The organism is Streptomyces sp. NPDC001315 (assembly GCF_042896175.1).
Lineage (GTDB): Bacteria > Actinomycetota > Actinomycetes > Streptomycetales > Streptomycetaceae > Streptomyces.
Genome location: NZ_JBIAWZ010000001.1, coordinates 228668 through 255593, shown reverse-complemented (window position 1 = coordinate 255593; position 26926 = coordinate 228668). Strand labels below are relative to the sequence as shown.

The 26926-nt window shown below is 70.3% G+C and carries 19 protein-coding genes and 1 tRNA gene; 13 read left to right on the top strand and 7 right to left on the bottom strand.

The window, feature by feature from the left end; all coding sequences use genetic code 11:
* Nucleotides 1–52 precede the first annotated feature (52 nt).
* Complete coding sequence (locus tag ACFY16_RS01165; RefSeq protein WP_390644981.1) at nt 53–961, bottom strand: helix-turn-helix transcriptional regulator; 909 nt, start codon at nt 959–961, stop codon at nt 53–55.
* 215 nt (nt 962–1176) lie between these two features.
* On the opposite strand from ACFY16_RS01165, the gene ACFY16_RS01160 reads away from it, so the two are divergent.
* Both ACFY16_RS01160 and ACFY16_RS01155 read left to right on the top strand, forming a co-directional pair.
* On the top strand, nt 1177–2535 hold the full coding sequence (locus ACFY16_RS01160; RefSeq protein WP_390644980.1) for an MFS transporter: 1359 nt from the start codon (nt 1177–1179) through the stop codon (nt 2533–2535).
* A 246-nt stretch (nt 2536–2781) separates the two neighbouring features.
* On the top strand, nt 2782–3015 hold the full coding sequence (locus ACFY16_RS01155; protein WP_003976229.1) for a hypothetical protein: 234 nt from the start codon (nt 2782–2784) through the stop codon (nt 3013–3015).
* Here ACFY16_RS01155 and ACFY16_RS01150 read toward each other — a convergent pair.
* On the bottom strand, nt 2994–4154 hold the full coding sequence (locus tag ACFY16_RS01150; protein ID WP_390646066.1) for a glycosyltransferase 87 family protein: 1161 nt from the start codon (nt 4152–4154) through the stop codon (nt 2994–2996). The genes ACFY16_RS01155 and ACFY16_RS01150 overlap by 22 nt on opposite strands.
* A 182-nt stretch (nt 4155–4336) precedes the next feature.
* Between ACFY16_RS01150 and ACFY16_RS01145 the strand changes: the two genes are divergently transcribed.
* Nucleotides 4337–4409, top strand: a tRNA-Ala gene (locus tag ACFY16_RS01145).
* Nucleotides 4410–4544: 135 nt separating this feature from the next.
* On the opposite strand, the gene ACFY16_RS01140 is transcribed toward ACFY16_RS01145, so the two are convergent.
* Nucleotides 4545–6155 (bottom strand): NADH-ubiquinone oxidoreductase-F iron-sulfur binding region domain-containing protein, encoded by a 1611-nt coding sequence (locus tag ACFY16_RS01140; RefSeq protein ID WP_390644979.1) that lies wholly within the window; start codon nt 6153–6155, stop codon nt 4545–4547.
* Nucleotides 6152–7456: a cytochrome b/b6 domain-containing protein gene (locus tag ACFY16_RS01135; RefSeq protein WP_390644978.1), complete on the bottom strand. Its 1305-nt coding sequence runs from the start codon at nt 7454–7456 to the stop codon at nt 6152–6154. Before ACFY16_RS01135 ends, ACFY16_RS01140 begins: the two co-directional genes overlap by 4 nt.
* Before the next feature lie 398 nt (nt 7457–7854).
* On the opposite strand from ACFY16_RS01135, the gene leuS reads away from it, so the two are divergent.
* The 8 genes from leuS to holA all read left to right on the top strand — a co-directional run bounded on the left by leuS (nt 7855) and on the right by holA (nt 17964).
* Complete coding sequence (gene leuS, locus ACFY16_RS01130; protein WP_390644977.1) at nt 7855–10737, top strand: leucine--tRNA ligase; 2883 nt, start codon at nt 7855–7857, stop codon at nt 10735–10737.
* Between the two features lie 154 nt (nt 10738–10891).
* Nucleotides 10892–11623 (top strand): hypothetical protein, encoded by a 732-nt coding sequence (locus ACFY16_RS01125; protein WP_390644976.1) that lies wholly within the window; start codon nt 10892–10894, stop codon nt 11621–11623.
* 72 nt (nt 11624–11695) lie between these two features.
* Nucleotides 11696–12541 carry a DegV family protein gene (locus ACFY16_RS01120; protein WP_390644975.1) on the top strand — a complete coding sequence of 282 codons (846 nt, stop codon included), beginning with the start codon at nt 11696–11698 and terminating at the stop codon, nt 12539–12541.
* 116 nt (nt 12542–12657) lie between these two features.
* Entirely contained in the window at nt 12658–13740 is a 1083-nt protein-coding gene (locus ACFY16_RS01115; RefSeq protein ID WP_390644974.1) for a helix-hairpin-helix domain-containing protein, read from the top strand.
* Nucleotides 13737–16334 (top strand): ComEC/Rec2 family competence protein, encoded by a 2598-nt coding sequence (locus ACFY16_RS01110; protein ID WP_390644973.1) that lies wholly within the window; start codon nt 13737–13739, stop codon nt 16332–16334. Before ACFY16_RS01115 ends, ACFY16_RS01110 begins: the two co-directional genes overlap by 4 nt.
* A 60-nt stretch (nt 16335–16394) precedes the next feature.
* Nucleotides 16395–16562 (top strand): arylamine N-acetyltransferase, encoded by a 168-nt coding sequence (locus ACFY16_RS01105; RefSeq protein WP_390644972.1) that lies wholly within the window; start codon nt 16395–16397, stop codon nt 16560–16562.
* The gene (locus ACFY16_RS01100; protein ID WP_390644971.1) at nt 16555–16800 is read left to right on the top strand and encodes a hypothetical protein; all 246 of its coding nucleotides are present in this window, start codon (nt 16555–16557) and stop codon (nt 16798–16800) included. Before ACFY16_RS01105 ends, ACFY16_RS01100 begins: the two co-directional genes overlap by 8 nt.
* Nucleotides 16801–16974: 174 nt before the next feature.
* The gene (gene holA, locus ACFY16_RS01095; protein ID WP_390644970.1) at nt 16975–17964 is read left to right on the top strand and encodes a DNA polymerase III subunit delta; all 990 of its coding nucleotides are present in this window, start codon (nt 16975–16977) and stop codon (nt 17962–17964) included.
* A 471-nt stretch (nt 17965–18435) separates the two neighbouring features.
* Here the strand turns inward: holA and rpsT are convergent, their stop codons facing one another.
* Nucleotides 18436–18702 carry a 30S ribosomal protein S20 gene (gene rpsT / locus ACFY16_RS01090; protein WP_019074070.1) on the bottom strand — a complete coding sequence of 89 codons (267 nt, stop codon included), beginning with the start codon at nt 18700–18702 and terminating at the stop codon, nt 18436–18438.
* Between the two features lie 230 nt (nt 18703–18932).
* Here rpsT and lepA point away from each other — a divergent pair, with 230 nt between their 5' ends.
* Together lepA and ACFY16_RS01080 are read left to right on the top strand one after the other, a co-directional pair.
* Nucleotides 18933–20807 (top strand): translation elongation factor 4, encoded by a 1875-nt coding sequence (gene lepA / locus ACFY16_RS01085; protein ID WP_390644969.1) that lies wholly within the window; start codon nt 18933–18935, stop codon nt 20805–20807.
* A gap of 278 nt (nt 20808–21085) precedes the next feature.
* Nucleotides 21086–22960 carry an AMP-dependent synthetase/ligase gene (locus ACFY16_RS01080; RefSeq protein ID WP_390644968.1) on the top strand — a complete coding sequence of 625 codons (1875 nt, stop codon included), beginning with the start codon at nt 21086–21088 and terminating at the stop codon, nt 22958–22960.
* A 96-nt stretch (nt 22961–23056) separates the two neighbouring features.
* Here ACFY16_RS01080 and ACFY16_RS01075 read toward each other — a convergent pair whose 3' ends face one another.
* Together ACFY16_RS01075 and ACFY16_RS01070 are read right to left on the bottom strand one after the other, a co-directional pair.
* A complete protein-coding gene (locus tag ACFY16_RS01075; protein WP_390644967.1) occupies nt 23057–23632 on the bottom strand; it encodes a two-component system response regulator in 576 nt (191 codons plus the stop codon).
* A partial coding sequence (locus ACFY16_RS01070; protein ID WP_390644966.1) for a HAMP domain-containing protein occupies nt 23629–26926 on the bottom strand: 3298 nt, incomplete at its 5' end. The genes ACFY16_RS01075 and ACFY16_RS01070, both read right to left, overlap by 4 nt.

Below are 26926 nucleotides of genomic sequence, written 5' to 3'. Positions count from 1 at the left end.
GAATGACACTCTGTTGAGTTGTCAAAGATCGTTTGATCAGGATCCCGTCCCCTCAGGGGACGGGATTTTCTGTGTCCCACATCCGGATGATCTCGGCGACCCCCTCCTCAGTCGGCGGCCACAGCCGCTCTCTGTGCTCCCTGAGGAGCCCGACCTTGCCCCGCGTCTCCTCGCCCTCAGGGGTGTAGACCACGATGCGGCACTCCGGCATCCCGTCGATCGACAGCGACTGCGAGGTCATCCTCAGCTCGCCGACCGCCTCGTGCCGGAACGTCTTCACCCGCGGCCCCGGCGGTGCGACTTCGCCGCCGGCCCACACCTCGGCGAAGTACGGACTGACCGCCGACAGCCCGCGTATGAAGTCCTCCCAGAGCGGCTCGCCGACGTGTCTGCCGTACGAGCCCCGCAGCGTCGCCACCATCACCGGCAGCTCACGCTCCCGGTGCACCACCGGACAGCACTCCTCGGACACCGTGAACAGCGTCCACAGCACGTTCGGCACGCCGATCCGAAGGGTCTCCGGGACCACGAACAGGTCGCGGTAGGCCGGGTTGGTGGCGAGGACGTCGTAGCGCGAGTTGTAGACCACCGCCGGGAGCGGGTCGAGGGCGTCGATGATGCCCTGCACCTCCGGGCCGACGGTCTGGGTCAGCCGCTCCGGATCCGGCTCGAAGGGAACCTCCGCCAGGCGGTACAGATGCTCCCGCTCCGGCGGGTCCAGCCGCAGCGTGCGGGCCACGGCGTCCAGGACCTGAGCGGACGCGTTGATCGGCCGGCCCTGTTCCAGCCACGTGTACCAAGTCACGCCGACACCCGAGAGCTGGGCCACCTCCTCGCGGCGCAGCCCCGGCGTGCGGCGCCGCAGGCCGGGCGGCATGCCCACGTCGGCCGGTGTCACCCGGGCCCGCCTGCCGCGCAGAAAGGCGGCCAGCTCCGGCCGCCGCCGCTGTGTCGTCCCCATCGTCACGTCCCCCCATGGTCGATGCCCGACTTCTCCCCTGCCGGGTGCTGGCAGTACCAGCATCGGCGGGCTCTCGGCACCCGTACCGAAGCGTCGTCAGGCTCGACGGCATGACGACAACACCCCGGACGGAGCCGGGTCCCGCACCCGTGCCAAGTCCTGCATTCAGTAAAGCCCCCGGCACTGACAATCGGCCCCGACGGCTGCTCGCGGTCGTGCTCGCGGCCCAGTTCATGGCGCTGCTCGACGTCTTCATCGTGAACGTCGCGGCCCCCACCATCGGTTCCGACCTGCACGCCTCCGGCGCCGACCTGCAACTGGTGATCGCCGGATACACCATCACGTACTCCGTGCTGCTGATCACCGGCGCCCGCCTCGGCGACCGGCTCGGTCACGGCCGGGTCCACCTCGTCGGGCTCGCGCTCTTCACAGCCGCCTCGCTGGCCTGCGGTCTGGCGCAGGGGGCCACCGAGCTGATCGTCTTCCGGCTGGTGCAGGGCGCCGGTTCGGCGGTGATGATCCCGCAGGTGCTCAGTCTGATCCAGCGCACCTTCACCGGGGAGTCCCGGATGCGGGCGCTCGGCGTGTACTCGGCGGTCATCGCTGTCGGCGCCGCGGCCGGGCAGGTGCTCGGCGGCGTCCTGGTCAGCGCCGACCTGTTCGGCACCGGCTGGCGGCCGGTGTTCCTCGTGAACGTGCCGGTGGGCGCCGTACTCCTGGCCGTCGGCCGGCGCGTGCTGCCCCGGGACGGCGCGGGGGAGAAGACACGTGGCTTCGACCTGATCGGTCTGGTGCTGCTGGGCACTGCCGTCTCGCTGCTGACGGTGCCGCTGGTGCTCGGGCAGGAGGAGGACTGGCCGCTGTGGTCCTGGCTGTCGCTGGCCGCGGCCGTCGTCCTCTTCGTACTGTTCTGCGGGTTCGAGTCCCGGCTGGCCCGGCGCGGAGGCGACCCGCTGATCGCCCCGCGTGTGCTGCGCCACCCCGGCATGGGCCTCGCCGTCTTCCGGATCATGGCCGTCATGGCCGTCAACGGCGGTTTCCTGTTCGTGCTCACCCTGCACGTCCAGGGCGGCCTCGGCTACAGCGCGCTGCACGCCGGCCTCACCTTCGCGCCGACCGCGGTCGTCTTCGGTCTGGTCGGCCTGACCTGGCGTTCCTGGCCGGCTTCCGGGCAGCGCGCGCTGACCCCGGCCGGATTCGCGCTCACCGCGGCGGCCGTGGCGGGCGTCGGCCTGGCGCTCCGGGGCGGTGACGAGGGCGGCGCCTGGCTGTACGTGGCGTACGCCGGCGTGGGAACCGGGCTCGCGCTCGCCTTCAGTCCGACGCTCACCCGCGCGCTGGCCACCGTGCGCCCCGAGGACGCGGCGGACGCCAGCGGTCTGCTCGCCACCGTCACCCAGCTCGGTCAGCTCATCGGGGTCGCGGCGTTCGGCACACTCTTCTTGAACCGGCTTGAGTCACTTGGGGTCCCCGAGGCGTATACCTCTGCGAAAGCGCTTCTGGCATGCATGTTCGCGCTCGCCGCGACGGCCGCGACGGGTGCCGTGTCCGGACTGGTACTAAGGCGTCGCTGACCGTATTGGTCCGGCCGTGGCAGAATCAAACGGCCGGAAGGGGGCGCGGCCCGACGGGAGGGAGTGGTGATGCCTGCGAGCATCCTCGAAGAGGTCCGTGACCTCTTCGACGCAGCACTGACACGGGATACGATCACCCGTCTCAGCTGCCCTTCCTGCGGATCCCTGAACGTGGCCCAGGTTCTGGGGGACAACGGCGGAATCTCCTATGTGTGCACGGCCTGCGGCCACAGCTGGAGCTGATCGATGGGTGCACACAGGCGAAAGTGCGACTGGTGCGGCAGCGGGACGCCGATCGTGCGTGACATGGAGCCGGTCAATCCCGACTACCAGTACTGGTGCGAGGAGTGCGCGCGGGCGCTGATCATAAAGGGCGACCCCATCGAGACGTACCGCGAACTCGAGGGTGAGCCGATCTACGGCCGGCTCCTCGAGGAGCACTGCACGCTCAAGCGGTTCTATTCGTTCGTCACCGCTTGATTCCCGCCGGGGCCTCGTAGCGAGGTCCCGGCGAGTACGAGGAAGAGCAGGCCGACGCCTCCGTAGAGGGCCGACAACGTCAACTCGACGCCGTTCTGGTGCAGTTCGGGCCGCCCCCGGCCGTGTGGCACCCACCACAGGGCGTAGGAGCAGAAGACCAGCAGCGTCCCCAGGGCGGCCGCCCGGTGGCCCCGTGTGCCCAGGAGCAGCACCAGTGGCACGCACCACACCCAGTGGTGCGACCACGACACCGGGCTGACGAGCAGCGCCGTCACCGCGCATGCTGCCACCGCCCAGGCCCGTAGCCCGCGCAGCTCCGCGGCGACCGCCACGGCGAGCCCTCCCAGGGCCACCACGGCGACCGCGGCTGCCCACGGCGCCCCGGGATCCGGCGTGTGCAGGAAACGGGCCAGAAAGCCGCGCAGAGCCTGGTTCGCGGTCTCCTCCGCGTGTCCGACCCGCCCGGTCCGGAACACCATGCGCGTCCAGAACCGCCAGGAGTCGTACGGCAGGACCGCCGCCGCGAGCGTGGTGGCGCCTGCGAAGGCGGCCGCCGCCCTGCGCGCGTGCCGCAGCCGGTGGCCCGCGCGGCCGTGCCTGACGCGGTGCGTGACACCGGCGGCGAGCAGGAACACCGCGAACAGGGCGGGCGTCAGCTTCACGGCCGCGGCGAGCCCGATGCCGAGGCCGGCCCAGCGGTCCGCTGGACGCCGTGACAGGTCCCACAGCACCAGGACGGCGAGCAGCAGATTGACCTGCCCGTAGCGCAGCGTCGTCCACACCGGCTCGCACCACACGGCCGCCGCGGCGGCCCACCAGACGGTCTCCACGCGCGTGTGGCCCACGAGTCGCAGCGAGAGCCTGACGAACACCACCAGGAGAGCGAGGTTCCCGGCAGTCGCCAGGGTGCGCATGCTCGCCGTGTCCAGCAGCGTCAGCGGGGTGAACAGCAGGGCCGCGAACGGCGGGTAGGTGGTGGGCAGGTGCGCTCCCGTCGTACGCAACGCGTACAGGTCGCCTCCCGCGCGCACGGTCGCGCCCTCGGCCCGGTAGACCATCAGGTCGATCATCGAGACGTGGGCGGCCCGCTGGGCGATCCAGAACGCGGCGAAGGAGAACAGGCAGGCCCCCAGGGCCATCGGCGCGCGGTGGTTGCCTGTGGAGAGCGTGAGCGCGGTCACAACGATCGACACTATCCCGCCCGAATCCACACAGAACGGAAACGATTTGGTGGTGCACCCCGGTGACCGTGTAATGTTGGCGTCGCCGCCGGGGAAACCGGGCGACACGGTGAACATGCGGCTCCGCCGCGTGGCCGCAAGGGGCTATAGCTCAGTTGGTAGAGCGCCTGCATGGCATGCAGGAGGTCAGGAGTTCAATTCTCCTTAGCTCCACAGAAGTCGAAGGCGGATCACTCGATCGAGTGGTCCGCCTTCGACGTGTGTCAGGGGTGATGGCCATCGACGCCGTGGGCTACGGCGACGCGACGGCGGGCCACCCCGGGCGGGGCGGGCCGCCGTCGCGTGCGGTCAGCGGCCGAGGGCGCGACGGCCGCGCCCCTGGGACAGGACCGGCAGGTTGCGGGACGGCGCCTGCGACCGGGTGTCCTCCTCGAGGCGCAGGGCGAGGGCCGGGCAGCGGCGTACCGCGCGCAGTGCCTTGGCCTCCGCGTAGCGCGGCACCTTCGCCTGCGCGACCGTCGGGAAGCCGTCGGCGCCGAGCTGGAAGACCTCCGGGAGGATGTCCGCGCACAGGCCGTGGCCCCGGCACAGTGTCCAGTCGACGTAGATCTTCTGGCGGCTCTCGTTGCTGTCCTCGGGTTCGCCGCCGCCCGGGATGCCCATCGGGGCCCTGCCGCCCTCGAAGAGCGGCAGAACGCCCTCCACGGGCCGCCCGCAGCCGTTGCCGAGGACGTGCGCGGCCAGGTCGTCGGTGAACGCCTTGATGGTCGACTCCAGGAACATCGCGGAGCCGTCCGGGTGCGAGCACGCGCCGCGCCGCTTCACGTTCTTGGCGACCTGCTTGAGTGCCTCCAGGGCGGCGGGGCCGCCGCCGTTGAGGATGTCCTCCATGCCGCGCGCCGCGGCCGGCAGACCGAGGTAGCAGGGACCGCACTGTCCCGCGCTCTCCTCGGCCAGCCACTGGGCCACCCGCAGCGACTCGCCCAGTGGGCAGGTCTCCTGAGTGATCGGCAGGATCGCGCCCGCGCCGAGCGCACCGCCCACCGCGTCCAGGGAGTTGCGGGAGACGATCGCCTCGTTGACCGTCGCCGCGTCGATCCACTTGCCGTGGTAGCCGCCGGTCAGCACGCCCTGGGGGACGGGAGGGGCGCCCGCCAGCTGGAGCACGTAGCGCAGCGGTACGCCCGTGGGGACCTCGATCACCATCGGGCGGGCCACGGCACCCGAGACCGTCAGCATGACGGTGCCGGGCTCGTCGTACAGGCCGGTGTTGCCGTAGCGCTCCGGGCCGATGCGGGCGGCGATCGCCAGCTGGGCGAACGTCTCGGCGTTCGACAGCAGGGTCGGCGCGCCGCCGACGCCGTTCTGCGACGCGCTGACCTTGCGGCCGGGCGGGATCGCCGGGCCGCCGTCGATGGAACGGATCAGCGACGCGGCGGCGCCGGTGACCATGCGTACGGGATTGCGCTGCACGCTCGCGCGCAACGCCGAGCGACGGCCGTTGCTGAGGCCGCGTTCGGCCAGCGCGGCTTCCATGGAGCGCTGTGTGGACTCACGGGTGACCCCCACCACGAGCGTGCGGGCGCCCAGGGCCTCGGCGCACAGCAGGGCGCCGTCCAGGATGAGGTGGGGGGCACGGTTGATGAGCACCGTGTCCTTGCGGCAGGCCGGTTCGTCCTCGCTTCCGTTGACGACGACGACCGGCCGTACACCGCGCTTGATCGCCGCGTCGGCGACCGAGCGAAGCTTTTTGTGGAAGGGGAAGCCCGCGCCGCCGCGGCCCTTCAGGTTGATGCGTTCGGAGAGCTGCGCCAGCTTCTCTCCGCCCATGGGTTCAAGCGGCCCGTGCACCTTCAGGTGCATGGGCAGATCGAGTCTTTCGACAAGGTCGAAGCCCGACGTGAGCTGGGGAAGACCGACCACGCGGACTTCTGGGACGTCGGGCAGGGCCTCGTTCACCTATAGCCTCCGGAAGGCGTGTTCCAAGGTTCGCCCGAACCCGGTGCGTCGAACGACGCGCCGGGCGATGGTTCATTGGCGGGACCGCTGTTGTACGTGTCATTCGGGTTGTACGTGTTGTACCGGGGGTTCGTCTCACCGGTGTCGTACACGTCACTTCCGCCGTAACCGCCGGCGCCCGAATTGCCATAGACCGGGATGTTGAATCCCGTGTCCTGGAGCGGGTCGTAGGCCGACGGGGGTGCCTCGCCGACCGGAGGCGGAGACGGGATCGGCCAGTTGCCCGAGGTGCTGTCGCTGCCGTCCATGCGCGGGATGGCCTCCGTGGCCTGCATGTCGAAGGGCAGGTCCATGCGCGCGGTCTGGTCGGCAGCGAAGGGCTGCTGTCCGCGGGCGGGCGTGGAGACGGCGCGGTAGGCGGCCGCGAAGCCGTTCGCGGGCTCGGGGGTGGCGGGCGTGTCGTACAGCGGTGATGACGGGGGTGTCATGCGGGTGGAGGTCATCGTGTCGGCCGGCGACGGCCGGCCCGAACGGCCCTCGTAGCCGGGCAGTGCCGACGCCGTCTCCGCCACGCGACTCCGGCTCTCCTCCAGGTCGTCGCGTGCCGACCGGTCCTCGGTGCCCAGGACTGCGGCGATCCGGTCGGCGACCTTGCGCTTGACCGGGCGGGGTGCCGCGCGTAGAGCGAGCGCCGCGATGACCCCGAGCAGGCACAGGCTGTACATGATCACGAAGATCGGCTTGGCCTGACGGCCCGCGTACAGGCCGTGGACGAGTGCGGCGCACCAGGCCGGGTAGGCCAGCATGTGCATGGCACGCCAGCGGGCCGCGACAGGGGCCGGGGAGGCGAAGTTGCTGCGCAGGGCGCCGGTGACGCCCACGAAGATCATGAGCAGGCCTGCCAGGGAGCCGAGGCCGATCAGGCCGGCGCTTCCGGTGACGCCGAGCGAGAACGGGATGACGGCGGCGATCAGCTGTGTGTGGTCGAGTGCGATCTTCGTGGTGATGTGCAGCAGCAGGAACGCGATCGAGGCGACCGCCGTCGTCCGGTGCACCGCCTGCCCGATGATCCGCTGGCGCGTGTTGAGGAAGATCCGGTCCTGGGCGACCAGCCCCCAGATCACCGAGCAGCTGAGCGAGACGAGGGACAGGACGCCCGCGCCGAAGTTCAGGAACTCGCGGAACTGGTCGCCTCCGACCAGCACGATCACGGGTATGAGGAGCAGGACGACAGCCGACGCGATCCCATAGGCCGACCGGCCCGGTTTGGGAAGCGAGCTGTTACTACGACGAGGGTTCATGGGGGCAACTCCGAGCAGTTTCGGGAAAGCGGTCCCGCTGCCGAACTCTAAGTGGCTCCATACCGATGGGTACGAGGTTTGAGTTATTGCGTTGTTATCAAAGGACAATGCGTCCGTTGCGATGTCCTTTAGTGGCTGTTACGCGAAGTAATCTTTGACCTTGGTTCAGCTTTCGCCGGGCGTCCTGCTGTCCAGACACATACGGAAGCGCGTCGCGGCTTGCTCAGGGGCTGCGGTACCCTAGCGCCATGCGTGCTGTACGCCTTCTGCTTAGCGAGCCGCGCTGATCAGTCCCGACCACTGGTGAGACCGTGGTCGGCATCGGCGCGGCGTCCCCTCCTGTGCGAGGGGCTTTTTCATTTCCGCAGGCAGAGACGATCGATGGAGCTTTGAGGATCATGAGCGAGACGAACCCCGCTGCTGCCGCCGCTGTGCCGGCGGAGGCCGCGCCGCACCGCTACACGGCGGCCATGGCCGCCGAGATCGAGGCACGCTGGCAGGACTTCTGGGACGCCGACGGCACCTACGCGGCGCCGAACCCGGAGGGCGACCTGGCCGGCGACCCCGAGCTGGTCGCCAAGCCCAAGAAATTCATCATGGACATGTTCCCGTACCCGTCCGGTGCGGGGCTGCACGTCGGCCACCCCCTGGGCTACATCGCCACCGATGTCTCCGCCCGGTTCCAGCGGATGACCGGCCACAACGTCCTGCACACCCTGGGCTTCGACGCCTTCGGCCTGCCCGCCGAGCAGTACGCCGTGCAGACCGGCACGCACCCGCGCGTGTCGACCGAGGCCAACATCGCGAACATGAAGGACCAGCTGCGCCGGCTGGGCCTGGGTCACGACAGGCGCCGGTCGTTCGCCACGATCGACCCGGACTACTACAAGTGGACCCAGTGGATCTTCCTGCAGATCTTCAACTCCTGGTACGACGACGAGGCGAACAAGGCCCGCCCGATCTCCGAGCTGATCGCCCAGTTCGAGTCAGGTGAGCGTGCCGTACCGGGCCACACGCGCGCGTGGAACGAGCTGACCGCCGCCGAGCGTGCCGACGTCCTGAGTGAGTTCCGCCTGGCGTACGCCTCCGAGGCGCCGGTCAACTGGTCTCCCGGACTGGGCACCGTGCTGGCCAACGAGGAGGTCACCGCCGACGGCCGATCCGAGCGCGGCAACTTCCCCGTCTTCAAGGCGAAGCTGCGCCAGTGGAACATGCGCATCACCGCCTACGCGGACCGACTGCTGGACGACCTGGACGCGCTGGACTGGCCCGAGGCCATCAAGCTGCAGCAGCGCAACTGGATCGGCCGCTCCGAGGGTGCCCGCGTCGACTTCCCCATCGACGGCGAGCACATCACGATCTTCACGACGCGCCAGGACACGCTGTTCGGCGCGACCTACATGGTGCTGGCGCCCGAGCACCCGCTGGTCGACAAGTTCACCCCGGCCGCCTGGCCGGAGGGGACCCACGAGGTGTGGACCGGCGGTCACGCGACCCCGGCCGAGGCCGTGGCCGCCTACCGAGCGCAGGCCGCCTCGAAGTCCGACGTCGAGCGGCAGGCCGAGGCCAAGGACAAGACCGGTGTCTTCACCGGCGAGTTCGCCACCAACCCGGTCAACGGCGAGCAGATCCCCGTCTTCATCGCCGACTACGTCCTGATGGGGTACGGCACGGGCGCGATCATGGCCGTCCCGGCGCACGACAGCCGCGACTTCGCCTTCGCGCGCGCCTTCGAACTGCCGATGCGCTGCGTCGTGGAGCCGTCGGACGACCGCGGCACGGACCCTTCGACGTGGGACGACGCCTTCGTCTCGTATGACGCGAAGATCGTCAACTCGTCGGGCGACCAGGTCTCCCTGGACGGCCTGGGCGTCGTCGAGGCCAAGGCGCGTATCACCGAGTGGCTGGCGCGCAAGGGCATCGGCGAGGGCACCGTCAACTTCCGCCTGCGCGACTGGCTGTTCAGCCGCCAGCGCTACTGGGGCGAGCCCTTCCCGATCGTCTACGACGAGGACGGCGTCGCTCACGCCCTGCCCGAGTCGATGCTGCCGCTGGAGCTGCCGGAGGTCGAGGACTACTCGCCGCGCACCTTCGACCCGGACGACGCCGACACCCAGCCCGAGACCCCGCTGTCGCGCAACGAGGACTGGGTCAACGTCACGCTGGACCTGGGCGACGGCCCGAAGAAGTACCGTCGCGAGACCAACACCATGCCCAACTGGGCCGGTTCCTGCTGGTACGAGCTGCGCTACCTGGACCCGCACAACGACCGGAAACTGGTCGACCCGGCGATCGAGCAGTACTGGATGGGTCCGCGGGAGGGTCAGCCGCACGGCGGCGTCGACCTGTACGTCGGCGGCGCCGAACACGCAGTACTGCACCTGCTGTACGCGCGCTTCTGGTCCAAGGTGCTGTACGACCTGGGGCACGTGTCCTCGGCCGAGCCGTTCCACAAGCTGTTCAACCAGGGCATGATCCAGGCCTATGTCTACCGCGACAGCCGCGGTATCGCGGTGCCGGCCGCCGAGGTGGAGGAGCGCGACGGCGCGTACTTCTACCAGGGTGAGAAGGTCACCCGGCTGCTGGGCAAGATGGGCAAGTCCCTGAAGAACGCGGTCACTCCGGACGAGATCTGCGCCGAGTACGGCGCCGACACGCTGCGGCTGTACGAGATGGCGATGGGCCCGCTGGACGTGTCGCGTCCGTGGGACACGCGCGCGGTGGTGGGCCAGTTCCGGCTGCTGCAGCGGCTGTGGCGCAACATCGTCGACGAGGCGACGGGCGAGGTCACCGTCAGTGACGCCGAGCCCGACGAGGAGACGCTGCGTGCCCTGCACAAGGCGATCGACGGGGTGCGTCAGGACCTGGAGGGGCTGCGCTTCAACACCGCCATCGCCAAGGTCACCGAGCTGAACAACCACCTGACCAAGGCGGGCGGCGTGGTGCCGCGCTCCATCGCCGAGCCGCTGGTGCTGCTGATCGCGCCGCTGGCCCCGCACGTCGCCGAGGAGCTGTGGCGCAGGCTGGGCCACACCGACTCGGTGGTCCACCAGGACTTCCCGGTCGCCGACCCGGCGTACGTCGTGGACGAGACCGTGACCTGCGTCGTGCAGATCAAGGGCAAGGTCAAGGCACGTCTGGAGGTCTCCCCGGCCATCTCCGAGGAGGAGCTGGAGAAGGCGGCGCTGGCCGACGAGAAGGTCGTCGCGGCGCTGGACGGCGCGGGCATCCGCAAGGTGATCGTGCGGGCGCCGAAGCTGGTGAACATCGTTCCGGCGTAGGCGCGCGCAGGAGTCGGCGCCGGGGCTGTCGTCCCGGCTCGGGGTAGTCCCTTACGGGCAGGTTCGGGGTTCTTGCGGAACTCCGGGCCTGCCCGTTGCGGTTACCGTTGAAGAGCGGCGCGGCGTGTGCCGCGGCAGTCCGAGGAGGAGCGTCGTGGAAGTAGTGATCACAGTCTTCGCCCTGCTCTTCCTGCTCTTCGTGGTACTCGGCGCCTACGCGACGGTGAAGGTGGTCGGCGCCGCCAAGCGGGGAGTGGACCGCACCATCACCCAGGCCCGCCGCACGGTCGAGGACCACACACTGCGAGCCAAGTCCTTTGCCCAGCCTGGACCGGCGGGCGAGATCGCCCAGCTCCGGCTTCAGCTGCGCACGTCGATGCGCGCCACCCAGGAGGCGCTCCACGCGGGCGTGGCGGAGGACGAGTCACTCCAGGAGTCCCTCGGTCTCTTCGAGCGGCTCAGTGCGTACGGGCGCGAACTGGACCACGAACTCAAGCGCATGGAATCCGAGCCGGACCGAACCACGCTCGCCGAGCGACTGCCCGGACTGCGTGAACGCACCGAGCGCATCACCAAGTCGGCGGACTCCCTGCGCTGGGCGGCCCGTGACCGGGCACGGCAGTTCGCTGACGACGACCTCGATTCGCTCAGCGCGCAGATCGACGTCGAGGCAGGCGCACTGCGGCACTGGACCACCACGGAACCCACACCTACTCCCACGTCGGCCCCGTGGCCCGCGGCGCCGTCTGCCGACGCCGCGACGGGCAGCCAGACCTGGCCCGGGTCGCGCGCGGCAGATGAGCGGACGCCGCCCGCCATCACCCAGCCGGGCCGACGCCCCACGTACCCCTGGCAGAAGAAGCCCCGCCCCGAGAGCACCACCTGATCCGGCCACACGCGGCCCAGGTGAGCGGGGCCGGGCTGCCGCCCGGACGCTACGCCAGGTAACCTCCAGCTCATGTCCCGCCATGTCGCGATCGTCACCGATTCAACGGCCTACCTGCCGCCGCGGACGATGGAGCGCCACGGCATCACCGCGGTGCCCCTCACTGTGGTCCTCGGCGACCAGGCACTCGAAGAGGGCACCGAGATCTCGACCCGCTCCCTGGCTCAGGCACTGCAGAAGCGGCGCCCCGTCACCACCTCCCGCCCCAGCCCCCAGCAGTTCGCGGAAACCTACCGCAAGGTCGCCGAGTCCGGTGCCACCGGCATCGTCTCCCTCCATCTCTCCGCCGAGTTGTCCGGCACGTACGACGCGGCGGTCGTCGCGGCGCGCGAGGCGCCGGTGCCGGTGCGAGTGGTGGACACCGGCATGATCGCGATGGCGCTCGGGTTCTGCGCGCTCGCCGCGGCAGAGGCGGCGGAGTCGGGCAGCACGGCGGATGAGGCCGTCACAGCCGCGGAGAAGCGGGCCGCCGGCACCTCCGCCTACTTCTACGTCGACACCCTCGACTATCTGCGCCGCGGCGGCCGGATCGGCGCCGCACAGGCCCTGCTGGGTTCCGCGCTCGCGGTGAAGCCGCTGCTGCGATTGGACGGCGGCCGGATCGAACCCCTGGAGAAGGTACGCACGGCGTCGAAGGCGATCGCCCGCCTGGAGGAGCTCGTGGCCGACCGGGCCGGCAGCGCTCCCGTCGACATCGCTGTCCACCATCTCGCCGCCCCCGACCGGGCTTCCGCCCTCGCGGACCGCTTGCGGACCCGGGTGCCCGGGCTCGCCGACCTGCATGTGAGTGAGGTCGGAGCGGTGATCGGGGCGCATACGGGGCCTGGACTGCTGGGAGTCGTGGTTTCGTCGCGGTGACCGACCGCGCCGGGTGGTTCACCCGTGTGAGGGGCGAAGTTATCCACAACCGGGCGGTAGTCCCCGGGATTTGAGCAAGATCATCGCGAAGTTCCTGCGTGCCCGATCCTCGTCGCATGGCACTTCGATCACGCTCACGCACAGGATCCGCAACCAGCGGCCCCGGCCGCGGCCCGGCTTCGGACGGCCGCACCCGCCGTCGCCCTCACGCTCGCAGCCGCTCCCGGCACCGTCACGCGTCGGCGGAGGAGTTCCGCCGACGCGCAGAAGTCCTCTTCGCCGAACACGCGGGGGAACGGCGGGAGTCGAGGGCAGGGCCGCCGCGTGAGGAGGCCGAGGCGGGATCCGGGCCCGAGGCGAGGGGCGCGGACGTCCTCGGCACCGGTACGGTCGACGGCACCCTGTATGCCGGAGTCGCCATCGGGGGTGGTGCCGACTCCGTTCATGGGCCGGGGGCTTGGCGGGAGCGGGCCGGGTCGGCCCTGCGGGAACGCATGCCGGTGTGGCTGCAGACGAGGTGCGCTCTGGAGCGCAGGAACGTGGTCGCGCTCACCGTACTGCTCGTCGTCGCCGCGGGCTTCGCCGTGCAGCACTTCTGGACCGGCCGTACTCAGTCCGTACGGGCGCCCGAGGTGGTGCGGGCAGCGGCCCCGTACGGGCAACGGGCGCCGAGTGGGCGGGGCGAACCGGATGCCCCCGGCGGTGCGCCGAACACGCTGAACACGGCGGGTGCGGCGGGTACGGCCGGGCCCGAGATCGTGGTGGACGTCAGCGGTAAGGTCCGTGAACCCGGGATCCACCGCCTGCCCGCAGGTTCACGCGTCGTCGACGCGCTCCGCGCGGCCGGTGGAGTGCGCCCCGGAACCAGCACCGACGGTCTCAACCGTGCGCGGTTCCTTGTGGACGGTGAGCAGGTGATCGTCGGTGGTCCCGCACCTGTTTCGGCGGCCGGGACCGGCGCGGGCGGCACGGCCGCCGGCGGGTCGGGCGGTGGTGGCGTACCCGCGGCTCCGGTCTCGCTCAACACGGCTACCGTGGACCAGCTCGACACCCTTCCAGGCGTGGGGCCCGTACTGGCCCAGCACATCGTCGACTATCGCGCGCAGCACGGCGGCTTCCGTTCGGTGGACGAGTTGCGCGAGGTCAACGGCATCGGCGACCGCCGCTTCGCCGATCTACGCAATCTCGTACGGCCATGAGCGCCGTCCCCGACCCCGGTTCCCGACGCTCCGCCTCCCGCCCCCGCCGAGCCGTGCACGCCGACTCCGGGAAACGGCTGGGAGCCGCCCATCCACGACAGGAAGGACCGACGGATCTCCGACTCGTGCCACCCGCGCTCGCGGCCTGGGCGACCGCCGCGCTGACGCTGGACGCACCGCCGGGCCAGGTGATCGGCATCGTGGTCGCCTGCCTGTCCGCGGTCGGCGCGCTCCTGGCGGCACGCAGACGGGCAGGAGCCGACCGCCGTGAATGCGGACGGGGCACCTGGCCGCGGGCGACGATCGCCGCCGCGCTGCTCTGCGTTGCCGCGGCCGCCGCCTCGGCCGGGCTGCACGGAGCGGACCTGCGCCGTGGCCCCGTGCCGGCGCTGGCGCGGCAGTACGCCACCGTGACCGCCGACATCCAAGTCACCTCCGATCCCCGGCTCACCGGGCCTCGTGTCAGAGGCGATCACGCGGCCCCGGTCTCCGCGCTGATCGAGGCCGAGGTGCGAGGCGTCGAGGAAGCGGGCGGGGCGGTGGCGTCGACACGGACGCCGGTGTTGGTGATCGTCGACGTGGGCGCACCGGGCCCACGGCCGGACGGGCCGGGGCCGGGGCAGGTTGCCGGACGGCGGGCTGCCGGTGGTGGGCCGGCGGGCTCGCCCTGGCTGGGGCTGCTGCCTTCGACTCGGCTGCGGGTGACCGGGCGGCTGGCTCCGGCGATGGCGGGCGGTGACCGGATCGCGGCCGTACTGCGGGTTCGGGACCGGGCGGCACCGGAGGTGGTGGGTGGGCCGTCGCGGGCGCAGCGGTTTGCGGGGCGGTTGCGCGCGGGGTTGCGGGAAGCCACCGACGGGTTGCCGGATGACGCGCGGGCGCTGCTGCCCGGGCTCGTCGTCGGGGACACCTCGCGGATCACGCCCGAGTTGGACGAGGCATTCAAGGAGACCGACCTCGCACACACGCTGGCGGTTTCCGGAAGCAATCTGACGATCCTCCTCGCCCTGCTCCTGGGGCCGCCCGGTCTCGCCCAGCACGTCGAGCGGCGCGGTCTCGCACCCCGCCTCGGTATCCCGCTCCGCATGACGGCTCTGCTCGGTGGCGCGCTCGCCCTCGCATTCGTGGTCGTGTGCAGACCCGATCCGAGTGTGCTGCGGGCGGCGGCCTGTGGCGCCGTCGCGTTGCTCGCGCTGGCGACGGGCCGGCGCAGATCGCTGATCCCGGCGTTGGCCACGGCGGTGCTGCTGCTGGTGCTGTACGACCCGTGGCTGGCCCGCAGTTACGGTTTTCTGCTGTCCGTCCTGGCGACGGGCGCGTTGCTGACGCTGGCGCCGCGCTGGAGCGTCGCGTTACGGCGCCGCGGGGTGCCGCCGCGGCTGGCCGAGGCGCTGGCCGCCGCGGGTGCGGCCCAGGTGCTGTGCGCTCCGGTTGTCGCCGTGCTGTCGGCGAGGGTGAGCCTGGTGGCGGTGCCGTGCAATCTGCTCGCGGAGTTCGCGGTCGCGCCGGCCACGGTGCTGGGCTTCGCGGCGCTGGCGACCGCGCCGGTGGCGATGCCGGTGGCCAAGGTGCTGGCCTGGTGCGCGAGTTGGCCTGTGGGGTGGATCGCGGGCGTGGCTCGGTTCGGGGCGGCGCTGCCCGGTGGGGGAGTCGACTGGCCCGGCAGTTGGACGGGCGCGCTGTTGCTCGCTCTCGTCACGGCGATGGTCGTGTGGGTCGGCCGGCGGCTGTTGCGGAGCCCGTGGCTGTCCGGTGTCTGCGCGGTGCTGCTTCTGCTCGTGGTGGTGCGGCCACCGCCACTGACGAGGGTGATCACGGGGTGGCCGCCACCGGGCTGGCGGTTCGCCATGTGCGATGTGGGGCAGGGGGACGCGACGGTGCTGGCGGCGGGGGCGGGCGCCGGTGTGGTCGTGGACGCCGGACCCGATGCGACGCTGGTCGACCGGTGTCTGCGCGAACTCGGCATCACCAGGATCCCCCTGGTCGTGCTGACGCACTTCCACGCCGACCATGTGGCGGGACTGCCGGGCGTGCTGCGCGGACGTTCGGTGGGAGCGATCGAGACGACGGGATTCGAAGAGCCCGCCGACCAGGCCGAGTTCGTGAGGAAGGAGGCCGCGGCCCGCGGTGTCCCGCTCACCGAGGCCGCCGCCGGGGAACAGCGGCGCATCGGTGACCTCTCCTGGGAGGTGCTGTGGCCGGCGCCGCGACCGGCACCGGACCCGGACGGTCCGAACGACGCCAGTGTCACGCTGCTCGTGCGGTCGGCCGGGCTGCGACTGCTGTTGCTCGGCGATCTCGAACCCCCGGCCCAGCAGGCGTTGATGCGATCGTCGGCAGCCGGGTCTCTGGACCGGGTCGACGTGCTCAAGGTGGCTCATCACGGCTCGGCCTATCAGGACCCGGACCTCATACGGGCGGTGTCGCCCCGGCTGGCGCTGATCTCGGTCGGTGCGGACAACATGTATGGCCATCCCGCTCCCAGCACGGTCGCGGCCCTGCGAGCGGGGGGCGCGATGGTGTTGCGGACGGACGTGGACGGGGCGTTGGCGGTCGCCGGTGAGGGTGGGGAGTTGCGGGTGGCGGAAGACTGAGGCGCCATGCATTCCGCACAGGTCGATACCTGTCTCCGCCGCCTGGGAGTCGAGCGCCCCGTGCGTCCCACGGTTGATGTCCTGCGGCGGTTGCACCTGCGCCATCTGCGGACCGTGCGGTTCGAGAACCTGTCGATCGATCTCGGTGCGGAGATGGTGCTGGAGGAGAGGTCGTTGGTGGACAAACTGGTCGGGCCTCGCGGTGCCGGAGAATGGCTCCGTGAGTGATGTGAGACATGTGCTGGTGCTGCCCGACCGCGATGCCGCCGAGGAGGCGGCGGAGGCGCTCGGGGAGCGGTTCGGGCTCGATGAGGAGCCGCAGCTGGTGCGGGATGCGCTGGCCGGCGAGGACGACGCCGAGGATGCGCAGTGGCTTCTCGTCCTGCGGGATGAGAAGGGGCGGCTGGATCCTGGGGAGCTGGATGCGTTTGTCGGGGAGTGGGACGGGTGGCGGGAGGAGCCGTAGTCCTGCGGGGCCAGGGCGCGGCGCGAACAGGGGCGGCCCTTGCCTGCGAGCCGCCCTTGCCGCGGTCGGCCGGGGCCGGCCGCCGCCCCGAGCGGCACGACTGCCCACGGACTGAGGGGCACGTGGCGACTGCCTCGCCGCCCGTTGTCAGTGGCCCGTGCCATGCTTGTCCCGATGGCCAGGAAGACTGCGAATGACGACCCTCTCGCCCCGGTGACGCTTGCCGTGGGCCAGGAGGACCTTCTGCTCGACCGTGCCGTGCAGGAGGTGGTGGCCGCCGCCAGGGCCGCCGACGCCGACACGGACGTACGTGACCTGACCCCGGACCAGTTGCAGCCCGGCACGCTCGCCGAGCTGACGAGTCCGTCGCTCTTCGCGGAGCGCAAGGTCGTGGTCGTACGCAATGCGCAGGATCTGTCCGCCGACACGGTCAAGGACGTGAAGGCGTATCTCGGGGCGCCCGCCGAGGAGATCACGCTCGTTCTGCTGCACGCGGGCGGGGCCAAGGGCAAGGGGCTGCTGGACGCCGCGCGCAAGGTGGGGGCGCGGGAGGTTGCCTGCCCCAAGATGACGAAGCCGGCGGACCGGCTGGCGTTCGTGCGGGGCGAGTTCCGCGCGCTCGGCCGGTCGGCCACGCCCGAGGCGTGCCAGACGCTCGTCGAGGCCATCGGGAGCGACCTGCGGGAGCTGGCGTCGGCGGTCGCGCAGTTGGTCGCCGATGTCGAGGGGACGATCGACGAGGCCGTCGTCGGGCGGTACTACACCGGGCGGGCCGAGGCGTCGAGTTTCACGGTCGCCGATCGGGCCGTGGAGGGTCGGGCGGCGGAGGCGCTGGAGGCGCTCCGATGGTCGCTCGCGACCGGGGTGGCACCGGTGCTGATCACGAGCGCGTTGGCGCAGGGGGTGCGGGCGATCGGGAAGCTGTCCTCGGCCCGCGGTGGGCGACCGGCCGATCTGGCGCGGGAGCTGGGGATGCCGCCGTGGAAGATCGATCGGGTGCGACAGCAGATGCGGGGGTGGACGCCGGACGGGGTCGCGGTCGCCCTGCGGGCGGTGGCCGAGGCCGACGCCGGGGTCAAGGGCGGCGGGGACGATCCCGAGTACGCCCTGGAGAAGGCCGTCGTGGTGATCGCGCGGGCGGCGCGGTCCAGGGGGCGGGCGTAAAGGTCCCGCCTCCAGCCCACGCCGAGGGTCCTGCCCTCGGTCCACGCCAAAGGCCCTGCCCCCGGTCCACGCCGAGGGTCCTGCCCTCGGTCCCCGCCGGGGGTCCCGCCCCGGTCCACGCCAAAGGCCCTGCCCCCGGTCCACGCCAAAGGCCCTGCCCCCGGTCCACGCCGACGGTCCTGCCCTCGGTCCCCGCCGGGGGTCCCGCCCCGGTCCACGCCAAAAGCCCTGCCCCCGGTCCACGCCGACGGTCCTCCCCTCGCACCGCGTCGAGGGTCCCGCCCCGGTCCACGCCAAAAGCCCCGGTGCCCGCCCTGGGGAAGGGCGAGGCTCCGGGGCCTTCGGTTCACGCTGGGGGATCCGCGCCCGCGTGGCGAACGCAGGCCGCGCGCAGATCCATGGGTGCCGGACGGGAGCGGATGAGAGAGGGCCCGCTCTGGGTCCTTCCGGCGGTCAGATCAAAGAAGAGGTTCAGCCCTTGAGAGCGGTGACCTTGGAAGCCAGCGCCGACTTCTTGTTGGCGGCCTGGTTCTTGTGGATGACGCCCTTGGAGACGGCCTTGTCGAGCTGACGCGCGGCAGCGCGCTGGTACTCGGTGGCCTTCTCGACGTCACCCGCGGCAGCAGCCTCACGGGCCTTGCGGATCGCGGTCTTCAGGGAGGACTTGACGGCCTTGTTGCGCAGCCGAGCCTTCTCGTTGGTCTTGATCCGCTTGATCTGGGACTTGATGTTCGCCACGAATGAGCCTTTACAGGTTCTGGCACGGGGCCGCATGGGTCCCGTACCGGTGATTTTCTTGGGTCGCGCCTCGTGCTGAGAGGGCAAGAGACACAGCCACCCACAGTACCAGTGGCTCTCCGAGTGGCCCAAACCGGTGGCAGGTCGCCGCCCGTGGGACCATGGAGGCTACGTATCGATCCGACCCGAGACCGCAGACGATGCGGACGCCTCAAGAATCAGGACCCTGCGTGCCCGCGATCCCTAGCCATGTGCCCGAGCCGAGCCGTACCGACCCGGCTCAGATCCGCAATTTCTGCATCATCGCGCACATCGACCACGGCAAGTCCACGCTCGCCGACCGGATGCTCCAGCTGACCGGTGTGGTCGAGCAGCGGCAGATGCGCGCCCAGTACCTCGACCGCATGGACATCGAGCGCGAGCGCGGCATCACGATCAAGTCCCAGGCGGTGCGTCTGCCCTGGGCCCCGACCACGGGCCCCGACCAGGGCACGACGCACATCCTCAACATGATCGACACTCCGGGGCACGTCGACTTCACGTACGAGGTCTCGCGGTCGCTGGCCGCCTGTGAGGGGACCATCCTCCTCGTCGACGCCGCCCAGGGCATCGAGGCGCAGACCCTCGCCAACCTGTACCTGGCGATGGAGAACGACCTCGCCATCGTCCCCGTACTGAACAAGATCGACCTGCCGGCCGCGCAGCCCGAGAAGTTCGCGGAGGAACTCGCCAACCTCGTCGGGTGCGACCCCGACGACGTGCTGCGGGTGTCCGCGAAGACCGGTGTCGGTGTGGACGCGCTGCTGAACAAGGTCGTCGAGACGGTGCCGGCGCCCGTCGGGATCGCCGACGCGCCCGCCCGAGCGATGATCTTCGACTCGGTGTACGACTCCTACCGGGGCGTCGTGACGTACGTGCGTGTCATCGACGGGCAGCTCAACAAGCGTGAGCGGATCCGGATGATGTCCACCGGCGCGACGCACGAGCTGCTGGAGATCGGCACCAACTCGCCCGAGATGCTCCCCGCCGACGGTCTCGGCGTCGGTGAGGTGGGCTATCTCATCACCGGTGTGAAGGACGTCCGCCAGTCCAAGGTCGGTGACACCATCACCACCCTGAACAAGGGGGCGACCGAGGCGCTCGGCGGGTACAAGGACCCGAAGCCGATGGTGTTCTCCGGGCTCTATCCGCTGGACGGCTCCGACTACCCCGAGCTCCGCGACGCCCTCGACAAGCTGCAGCTCAACGATGCCGCGCTGGTCTACGAGCCGGAGACCTCCGCGGCCCTCGGTTTCGGCTTCCGCGTCGGCTTCCTGGGGCTGCTGCACCTCGATGTGATCCGGGAGCGGCTGGAGCGCGAGTTCGGGCTCGACCTCATCGCCACCGCGCCGAACGTGGTCTACCGCGTCCTCATGGAGGACGGGTCCGAGCACACGGTCACCAACCCGAGCGAGTTCCCCGAGGGGAAGATCAGCGAGGTGTACGAGCCGGTCGTGCGCGCCACGATCCTCGCGCCCTCCGAGTTCATCGGCTCGATCATGGAGCTGTGCCAGACCCGGCGCGGCACCCTCCTCGGCATGGACTACCTCTCCGAGGACCGGGTCGAGATCCGCTACACCCTTCCGCTCGCCGAGATCGTCTTCGACTTCTTCGACCAGCTGAAGTCAAAGACCCGCGGCTACGCCTCGCTCGACTACGAGCCCACCGGCGAGCAGACCTCCAGCCTGGTCAAGGTCGACATCCTGCTGCACGGCGACAAGGTGGACGCCTTCTCGGCGATCACGCACAAGGACGCGGCGTACGCGTACGGTGTGCGGCTCGTCGCCAAGCTGCGCGAGCTCATCCCGCGGCAGGCCTTCGAGGTGCCCATCCAGGCCGCCATCGGCTCCCGCGTCATCGCCCGCGAGACCATCCGCGCCATCCGCAAGGACGTTCTCGCCAAGTGCTACGGCGGTGACATCTCCCGTAAGCGGAAGCTGCTGGAGAAGCAGAAGGAGGGCAAGAAGCGGATGAAGATGGTGGGTTCCGTGGAAGTTCCGCAGGAGGCCTTCATCGCCGTTCTGTCCAGCGATGACAGCGCGGGATCGGGCAAGGGCAAGAAGTAACCACGGGTTACCCGCGGGTACATCGCCAAAACGGGCGCAATAGGGGCTCGTCGTACGAAAGTGCGGCGGGCCCCTGTGCATGCGTGTGGTCGCTCTCTGTATGAAGTGACAGGCCGTGGGCCCTTACGTAGTCGCCGGTCGCGTCTTACTCTGATCTCTGCTCGATAGTTACTCGCGAGTTAAACAACAGTCCGAGCAGCAGCCCGAACAACGACCCGTGAGTGAACCCCAGCCGCACTGAGCCAGCCGCCGCACTGCCGCGGGCCCCGGAGGATGTCGTGAGCGACACACAGACACTGATCGAGAACCGTCCGCCGTCCGTAGCGGGCCTCTTCCTGGACCGCGTGGCGGCCACGCCGGACGCCGAGGCCTACCGCTACCCGGTGACACCGGCCTCGGGCGAGGGCCCGGACGAGTGGAAGTCACTCAGCTGGGCGCAGACCGCCGAGCGGGTCTACGCGATCGCCGCGGGCCTGATCGAGCTGGGTGTGCAGCCCGAGCAGCGGGTGGCCCTGGCTTCCTCGACCCGCGTCGAGTGGATCCTCGCCGACCTGGGCATCCTGTGCGCCGGCGCCGCCACGACCACGATCTACCCGCAGACCAACGCCGAGGAGTCGGCGTTCATCCTCTCCGACTCCGGGAGCCGGGTGCTGATCGCCGAGGACGCGGCCCAGCTCGCCAAGGCGCGGGAGAAGCGCGACGAGCTGCCCGAGCTCACCCACGTCGTGGTGATCGACCCGGCCGGCGTCGAGACCGGTGACTGGGTCCTCACCCTCGCCGAGCTGGAGCAGCGCGGTGCCGCGTACCTGGAGAAGCACCCCGACCTGATCAAGAAGCGGGTCGCGGCGATCACCAAGGACCAGCTCGCCACCCTCATCTACACCTCCGGCACCACCGGCCGCCCCAAGGGTGTGCGCCTGCCGCACGACAACTGGTCCTACATGGCGAAGGCGATCGCCGCGACCGGGCTGATCAGCGGCGAGGACGTGCAGTACCTGTGGCTGCCGCTCGCGCACGTCTTCGGCAAGGTGCTCACCTCCGGTCAGATCGAGGTCGGGCACGTCACCGCCGTCGACGGGCGCGTCGACAAGATCATCGAGAATCTGCCGGTCGTCCAGCCGACGTACATGGCAGCCGTGCCGCGCATCTTCGAGAAGGTCTACAACGGGGTCGCGGCCAAGGCCCGGGCCGGCGGCGGCGCCAAGTACAAGATCTTCCAGTGGGCCGCCGACGTCGCCCGCGAGTACGCCAAGGTCAGCCAGGACAACTTCCGCCGCACCGGCGCCGCCGGCGCCCCCTTCGGGCTGTCGGCCAAGCACAAGGTCGCCGACGCGCTCGTCTACGCCAAGATCCGCGAGGCGTTCGGTGGCAACCTGCGTGCCTGCGTCTCCGGGTCGGCCGCGCTCGCGCCCGAGATCGGCTACTTCTTCTCCGGCGCCGGCATCCACATCCTCGAGGGCTACGGGCTCACGGAGTCCTCCGCGGCCTCCTTCGTCAACCCCGGTGAGGCCTACCGCACCGGCACGGTCGGCAAGCCGCTGCCCGGCACGGAGGTGCGCATCGCGGACGACGGGGAGATCCTGCTGCGCGGCCCCGGCATCATGGAGGGCTACCACGGGCTGCCCGACAAGACCGCCGAGGTGCTGGAGTCCGACGGCTGGTTCCACACCGGCGACATCGGCGAGCTGTCGGCCGACGGCTATCTGCGGATCACCGACCGCAAGAAGGACCTCATCAAGACGTCCGGCGGCAAGTACATCGCGCCCGCGGAGGTCGAGGGCCAGTTCAAGGCGGTGTGCCCGTACGTCTCCAACATCCTCGTGCACGGGGCCGACCGGAACTTCTGCACGGCGCTCATCGCGCTGGACGAGCCGGCGATCCTGGACTGGGCGAAGGAGAACGGGCTGGACGGGAAGTCGTACGCCGAGGTCGTCGCCGCGCCGGCGACGGTCGCCCTCGTCGAGGGGTACGTCAAGGAGCTCAACGAGGGGCTTCAGCGGTGGCAGACCATCAAGAAGTTCCGGCTGCTGCCGCGGGATCTCGATGTGGAGCACGGTGAGATCACGCCGAGTCTGAAGCTGAAGCGGCCGGTGGTGGAGCGGGAGTACAAGCATCTGATCGACGAGATGTACTCGGGGACGCGCGAGGGGTAGGGGCCGGCGGGGGACTGCTCGCGGCCGCATTCGTTGTGGCTGGTCGCGCCCACGCGGCGGAGTCGCATGATCGACACAGCCCCGCGCTCCTTCAGGTCAGGACACGCGTCCCCTGGTTATCAGGTGCCGTAGTTCCCTCACCTGTGTGCGCAGTGCCGTCAGGTCCGGGGGGTCGTCCCCGGCCAGCTGCTCCTCCAGGGTCGCCAGCCACCTGCTCAGCTGTCCGAAGTCGGCCTGCTCCCGGGCCAGCAGCCGCTCCAGCTGCTGGTTCTTGCGGTGCAGGTCCAGGAAGACGCTGACCTTGGCCCGTAGCACCCACGGGTCGAACGGTTTTGTCAGATAGTCGGCGGCGCCGGTCGCGTAGCCGCGGAAGGCGTAGCCGGAGTCGTCGTCCGCGCCGGTCAGGAAGATGATCGGGACGTCCTTGGTCTGGTCGAGCCGCTTGATGTTGGCGGCGGTCTCGAAGCCGTCCATGCCCGGCATGCGGACGTCGAGCAGGACGAGGGCGAACCGCTGGCGCAGCAGTGCCTTCATCGCCTCCTCGCCCGAACGCGCCCGGACGAGCGGCTCGTTGAGGGAGCCCAGGACCGCTTCCAGCGCGATCAGGTTGTCCTCCATGTCGTCGACGAGGAGTATGCCCGCGCGTTCGTCGCTCGTTGCCTCAGCGCTCATGGTGACGGTGCCTCACTCGATGCGTGTCCCGCCGACTCCGTGTGTCCCGCCGACTTCGTGGGTTCCGCAGACTCCGCGTGTCCCGCGGATTCCGCGTGGTCCGCTTGTTCCGTGGGGTCGGCTTGCTCCGTGGGATCGTGGTGCTCCGTGGGATCGTCGTGCCCCGGGGGATCGTCGTGCCCCGTGGGGTCGGCGGTCTCGGGGGCCAGGAGGGCGCAGACGACGGTCAGCAGCCGGTCCACGTCCACCGGCTTGGGTACGTAGTCGTTGGCGCCCCGCGCGATGGACTTCTCCCGGTCGCCGGGCATCGCCTTGGCCGTCAGTGCGACGATGGGCAGCCCGGTCCAGCGCGGGGTGCGGCGGATCGCGGCGATGGTCTCGTAGCCGTCCATCTCCGGCATCATGATGTCCATCAGGACGAGTTCGACGTCCGGGTTGCGCTCCAGGGTCTCGATGCCCTCGCGGCCGTTCTCCGCGTAGAGGACCGGCATGCCGACGCGGCCCAGGACATGGGTGAGCGCGAAGACGTTGCGGATGTCGTCGTCCACGATCAACACCCGTCGGCCGTGCAGCACCCGGCCCGCCCGGCCCGACTGCCATGCCTCCAGCTTGGTCGGCAGCGGCCAGGAGTCGTCGGAGTCGTGCGTGGCCGGGGAGGACTCGGCGGCCGGCTGCTCGGGTACGGCCACCGTCGGGCGGCCCTCGGCGGCGGGGTCCTCGGCAGCGGGGCCCGGCGCCGCGTGGCCGGGGCCGGCGACGGGGACGTACAGGGTGAAGGTGGAGCCCTGGCCGGGCTCGCTCTCCGCGACGATACGGCCGCCGAGCAGGCGCGCGATCTCCCGGCTGATGGACAGGCCCAGGCCCGTGCCGCCGTACTTGCGGTTGGTCGTGCCGTCGGCCTGCTGGAACGCCTCGAAGATCACCGGGAGTTTCTCGGGGGCGATGCCGATGCCGGTGTCGGAGACGGCGAACGCGATCACCTCGTCGCTGCCCTGGACGTAGCGGTGCTCGGGGTCCGCCACCCGGCTGACCCGCAGCTCCACCCGGCCGGACGCGGTGAACTTGACCGCGTTGGAGAGCAGGTTGCGCAGGACCTGCTGGAGTCGCTGCTCGTCCGAGTACATCTCGCGCGGCACCGCCTCCCCGACCGAGAGCTCGAAGGCGAGCCCCCGGTCCAGGGTGAGCGGGCGGAAGGTGGCGTGGACGTAGTCCAGCAGCTTGATCAACGGCAGTTTCTTCGGTCGTACGTCCATCCGGCCGGCCTCGATCTTCGACAGGTCCAGGATGTCGTTGATCAGCTGGAGCAGGTCCGAGCCCGAGCGGTGGATCGTCGAGGCGAACTGCACCTCCTGGTCGGAGAGACGGCCGTCCGGGTTGTCGGACAACAGCCTCGCCAGGATCAGCAGGGAGTTCAGCGGGGTGCGCAGCTCGTGCGACATGTTCGCCAGGAACTCCGACTTGTACTGCGAGGACGTCGCCAGGAGCGCGGCCTTCTCCTCCAGTTCCGCGTTCGAGCGCCGCAACTCCGCCTGTTGTTTCTGAAGTTCGTCCGAGCGCTCCTGGAGCTGCATCGCCAGGCGCTGGGACTCGCCGAGCAGGGACTCCGTGCGGGAGTTGGCGATGATCGTGTTGATCGCGACGCCGATGGTGTTCACGAACTGGTCGAAGAACGCCAGGTGCACATCCGAGAAGCGGGAGAAGGACGCCAGCTCGATCACGCCGAGGAGCTTGTCCTCGAAGAGGATCGGGATGATGACGATCGTGGTGGGCGCTGCCTCCCCCAGACCGCTGTTGATCTTGATGTAGTCCGGTGGGGCCTCCTCCACCAGGATCCGCTGCTTCTCGCGGGCCGCCTGGCGGACCAGGCCGTGCACCGGAAGGCCACCCGTCTCGACGGTCGCGCCCTGCGCCGAGCCGTAGCCCGCTATGAAGGCGAGGCCCTTTGCGGGAACGGTTGTGCGTACGCCCGCGTCGTCCTCCGGATCGGCCAGGTAGAACGCGCCGTACTGGGCGTTCACCAGCGGCGTCAGTTCGCGCAGGATCAGATCGGCGACCTCCATCAGGTCGCGGTGTCCCTGCATCAGGGCCGCGAGACGGGCCAGGTTGGACTCCAGCCAGTCCTTCGCGCGGGTCGTCTCGCGCAGGTTGGCCACCATCAGGTTGATGTTGTCCTTCAGCTCGGCGACCTCGCCCTGCGTCTCCACCGTGATCGAGCGGGACATGTCGCCCTGCGCCACGGCCGAGGCCACTTCGGCGATGGCACGGACCTGGGTGGTCAGGTTCAGCGCGAGTTCGTTGACGTTCGTCGTCAGGCGCTTCCAGGTGCCGTACACGCCCTCCACCCGCGCCTGGCCGCCCAGCTGCCCCTCGGAGCCCACCTCGCGGGCCACCCGGGTCACCTCGGAGGAGAAGGAGGAGAGGGTGTCCACCATCGTGTTGATGGTGGTCTTCAGCTCCAGGATCTCGCCGCGCGCGTCCACGTCGATCTTCTTCGACAGGTCGCCCTGCGCCACCGCCGTCGCCACCTGGGCGATGTTGCGCACCTGTGAGGTGAGGTTGTCGGCCATGTAGTTGACGTTGTCGGTCAGGTCCCGCCACACGCCCGACACGCCCAGCACCTGCGCGCGCCCGCCCAGCCGCCCGTCGGTGCCGACCTCGCGGGCCACCCGGGTGACCTCGTCGGCGAAGGCGCGCAGCTGCTCCACCATCGTGTTGACGGTGTCCTTGAGCTCGAGGATCTCGCCGCGCGCGTCGACGGTGATCTTCTTGGACAGGTCACCGTTGGCCACGGCCGTCGTCACCTGGGCGATGTTGCGGACCTGGGAGGTCAGGTTCAGCGCCATGAAGTTGACGTTGTCGGTGAGGTCCTTCCAGACGCCGGAGACGCCCCGTACCTGGGCCTGGCCGCCGAGGTTGCCCTCGGTGCCGACCTCGCGGGCCACGCGGGTGACCTCGTCGGCGAAGGCGGAGAGCTGGTCGACCATCGTGTTGATCGTCGACTTCAGTTCGAGGATCTCGCCCTTCGCCTCGACCGTGATCTTCTTGCCGAGGTCGCCCTGGGCGACGGCGGTGGACACGAGGGCGATGTTGCGCACCTGTGAGGTCAGGTTGTCCGCCATGAAGTTGACGTTGTCGGTGAGGTCCTTCCAGACGCCGGAGACGCCCCGTACCTGGGCCCGGCCGCCGAGGTTGCCTTCCGTGCCGACCTCGCGGGCCACGCGGGTGACCTCGTCGGCGAAGGCGGAGAGCTGGTCGACCATCGTGTTGATCGTCGACTTCAGTTCGAGGATCTCG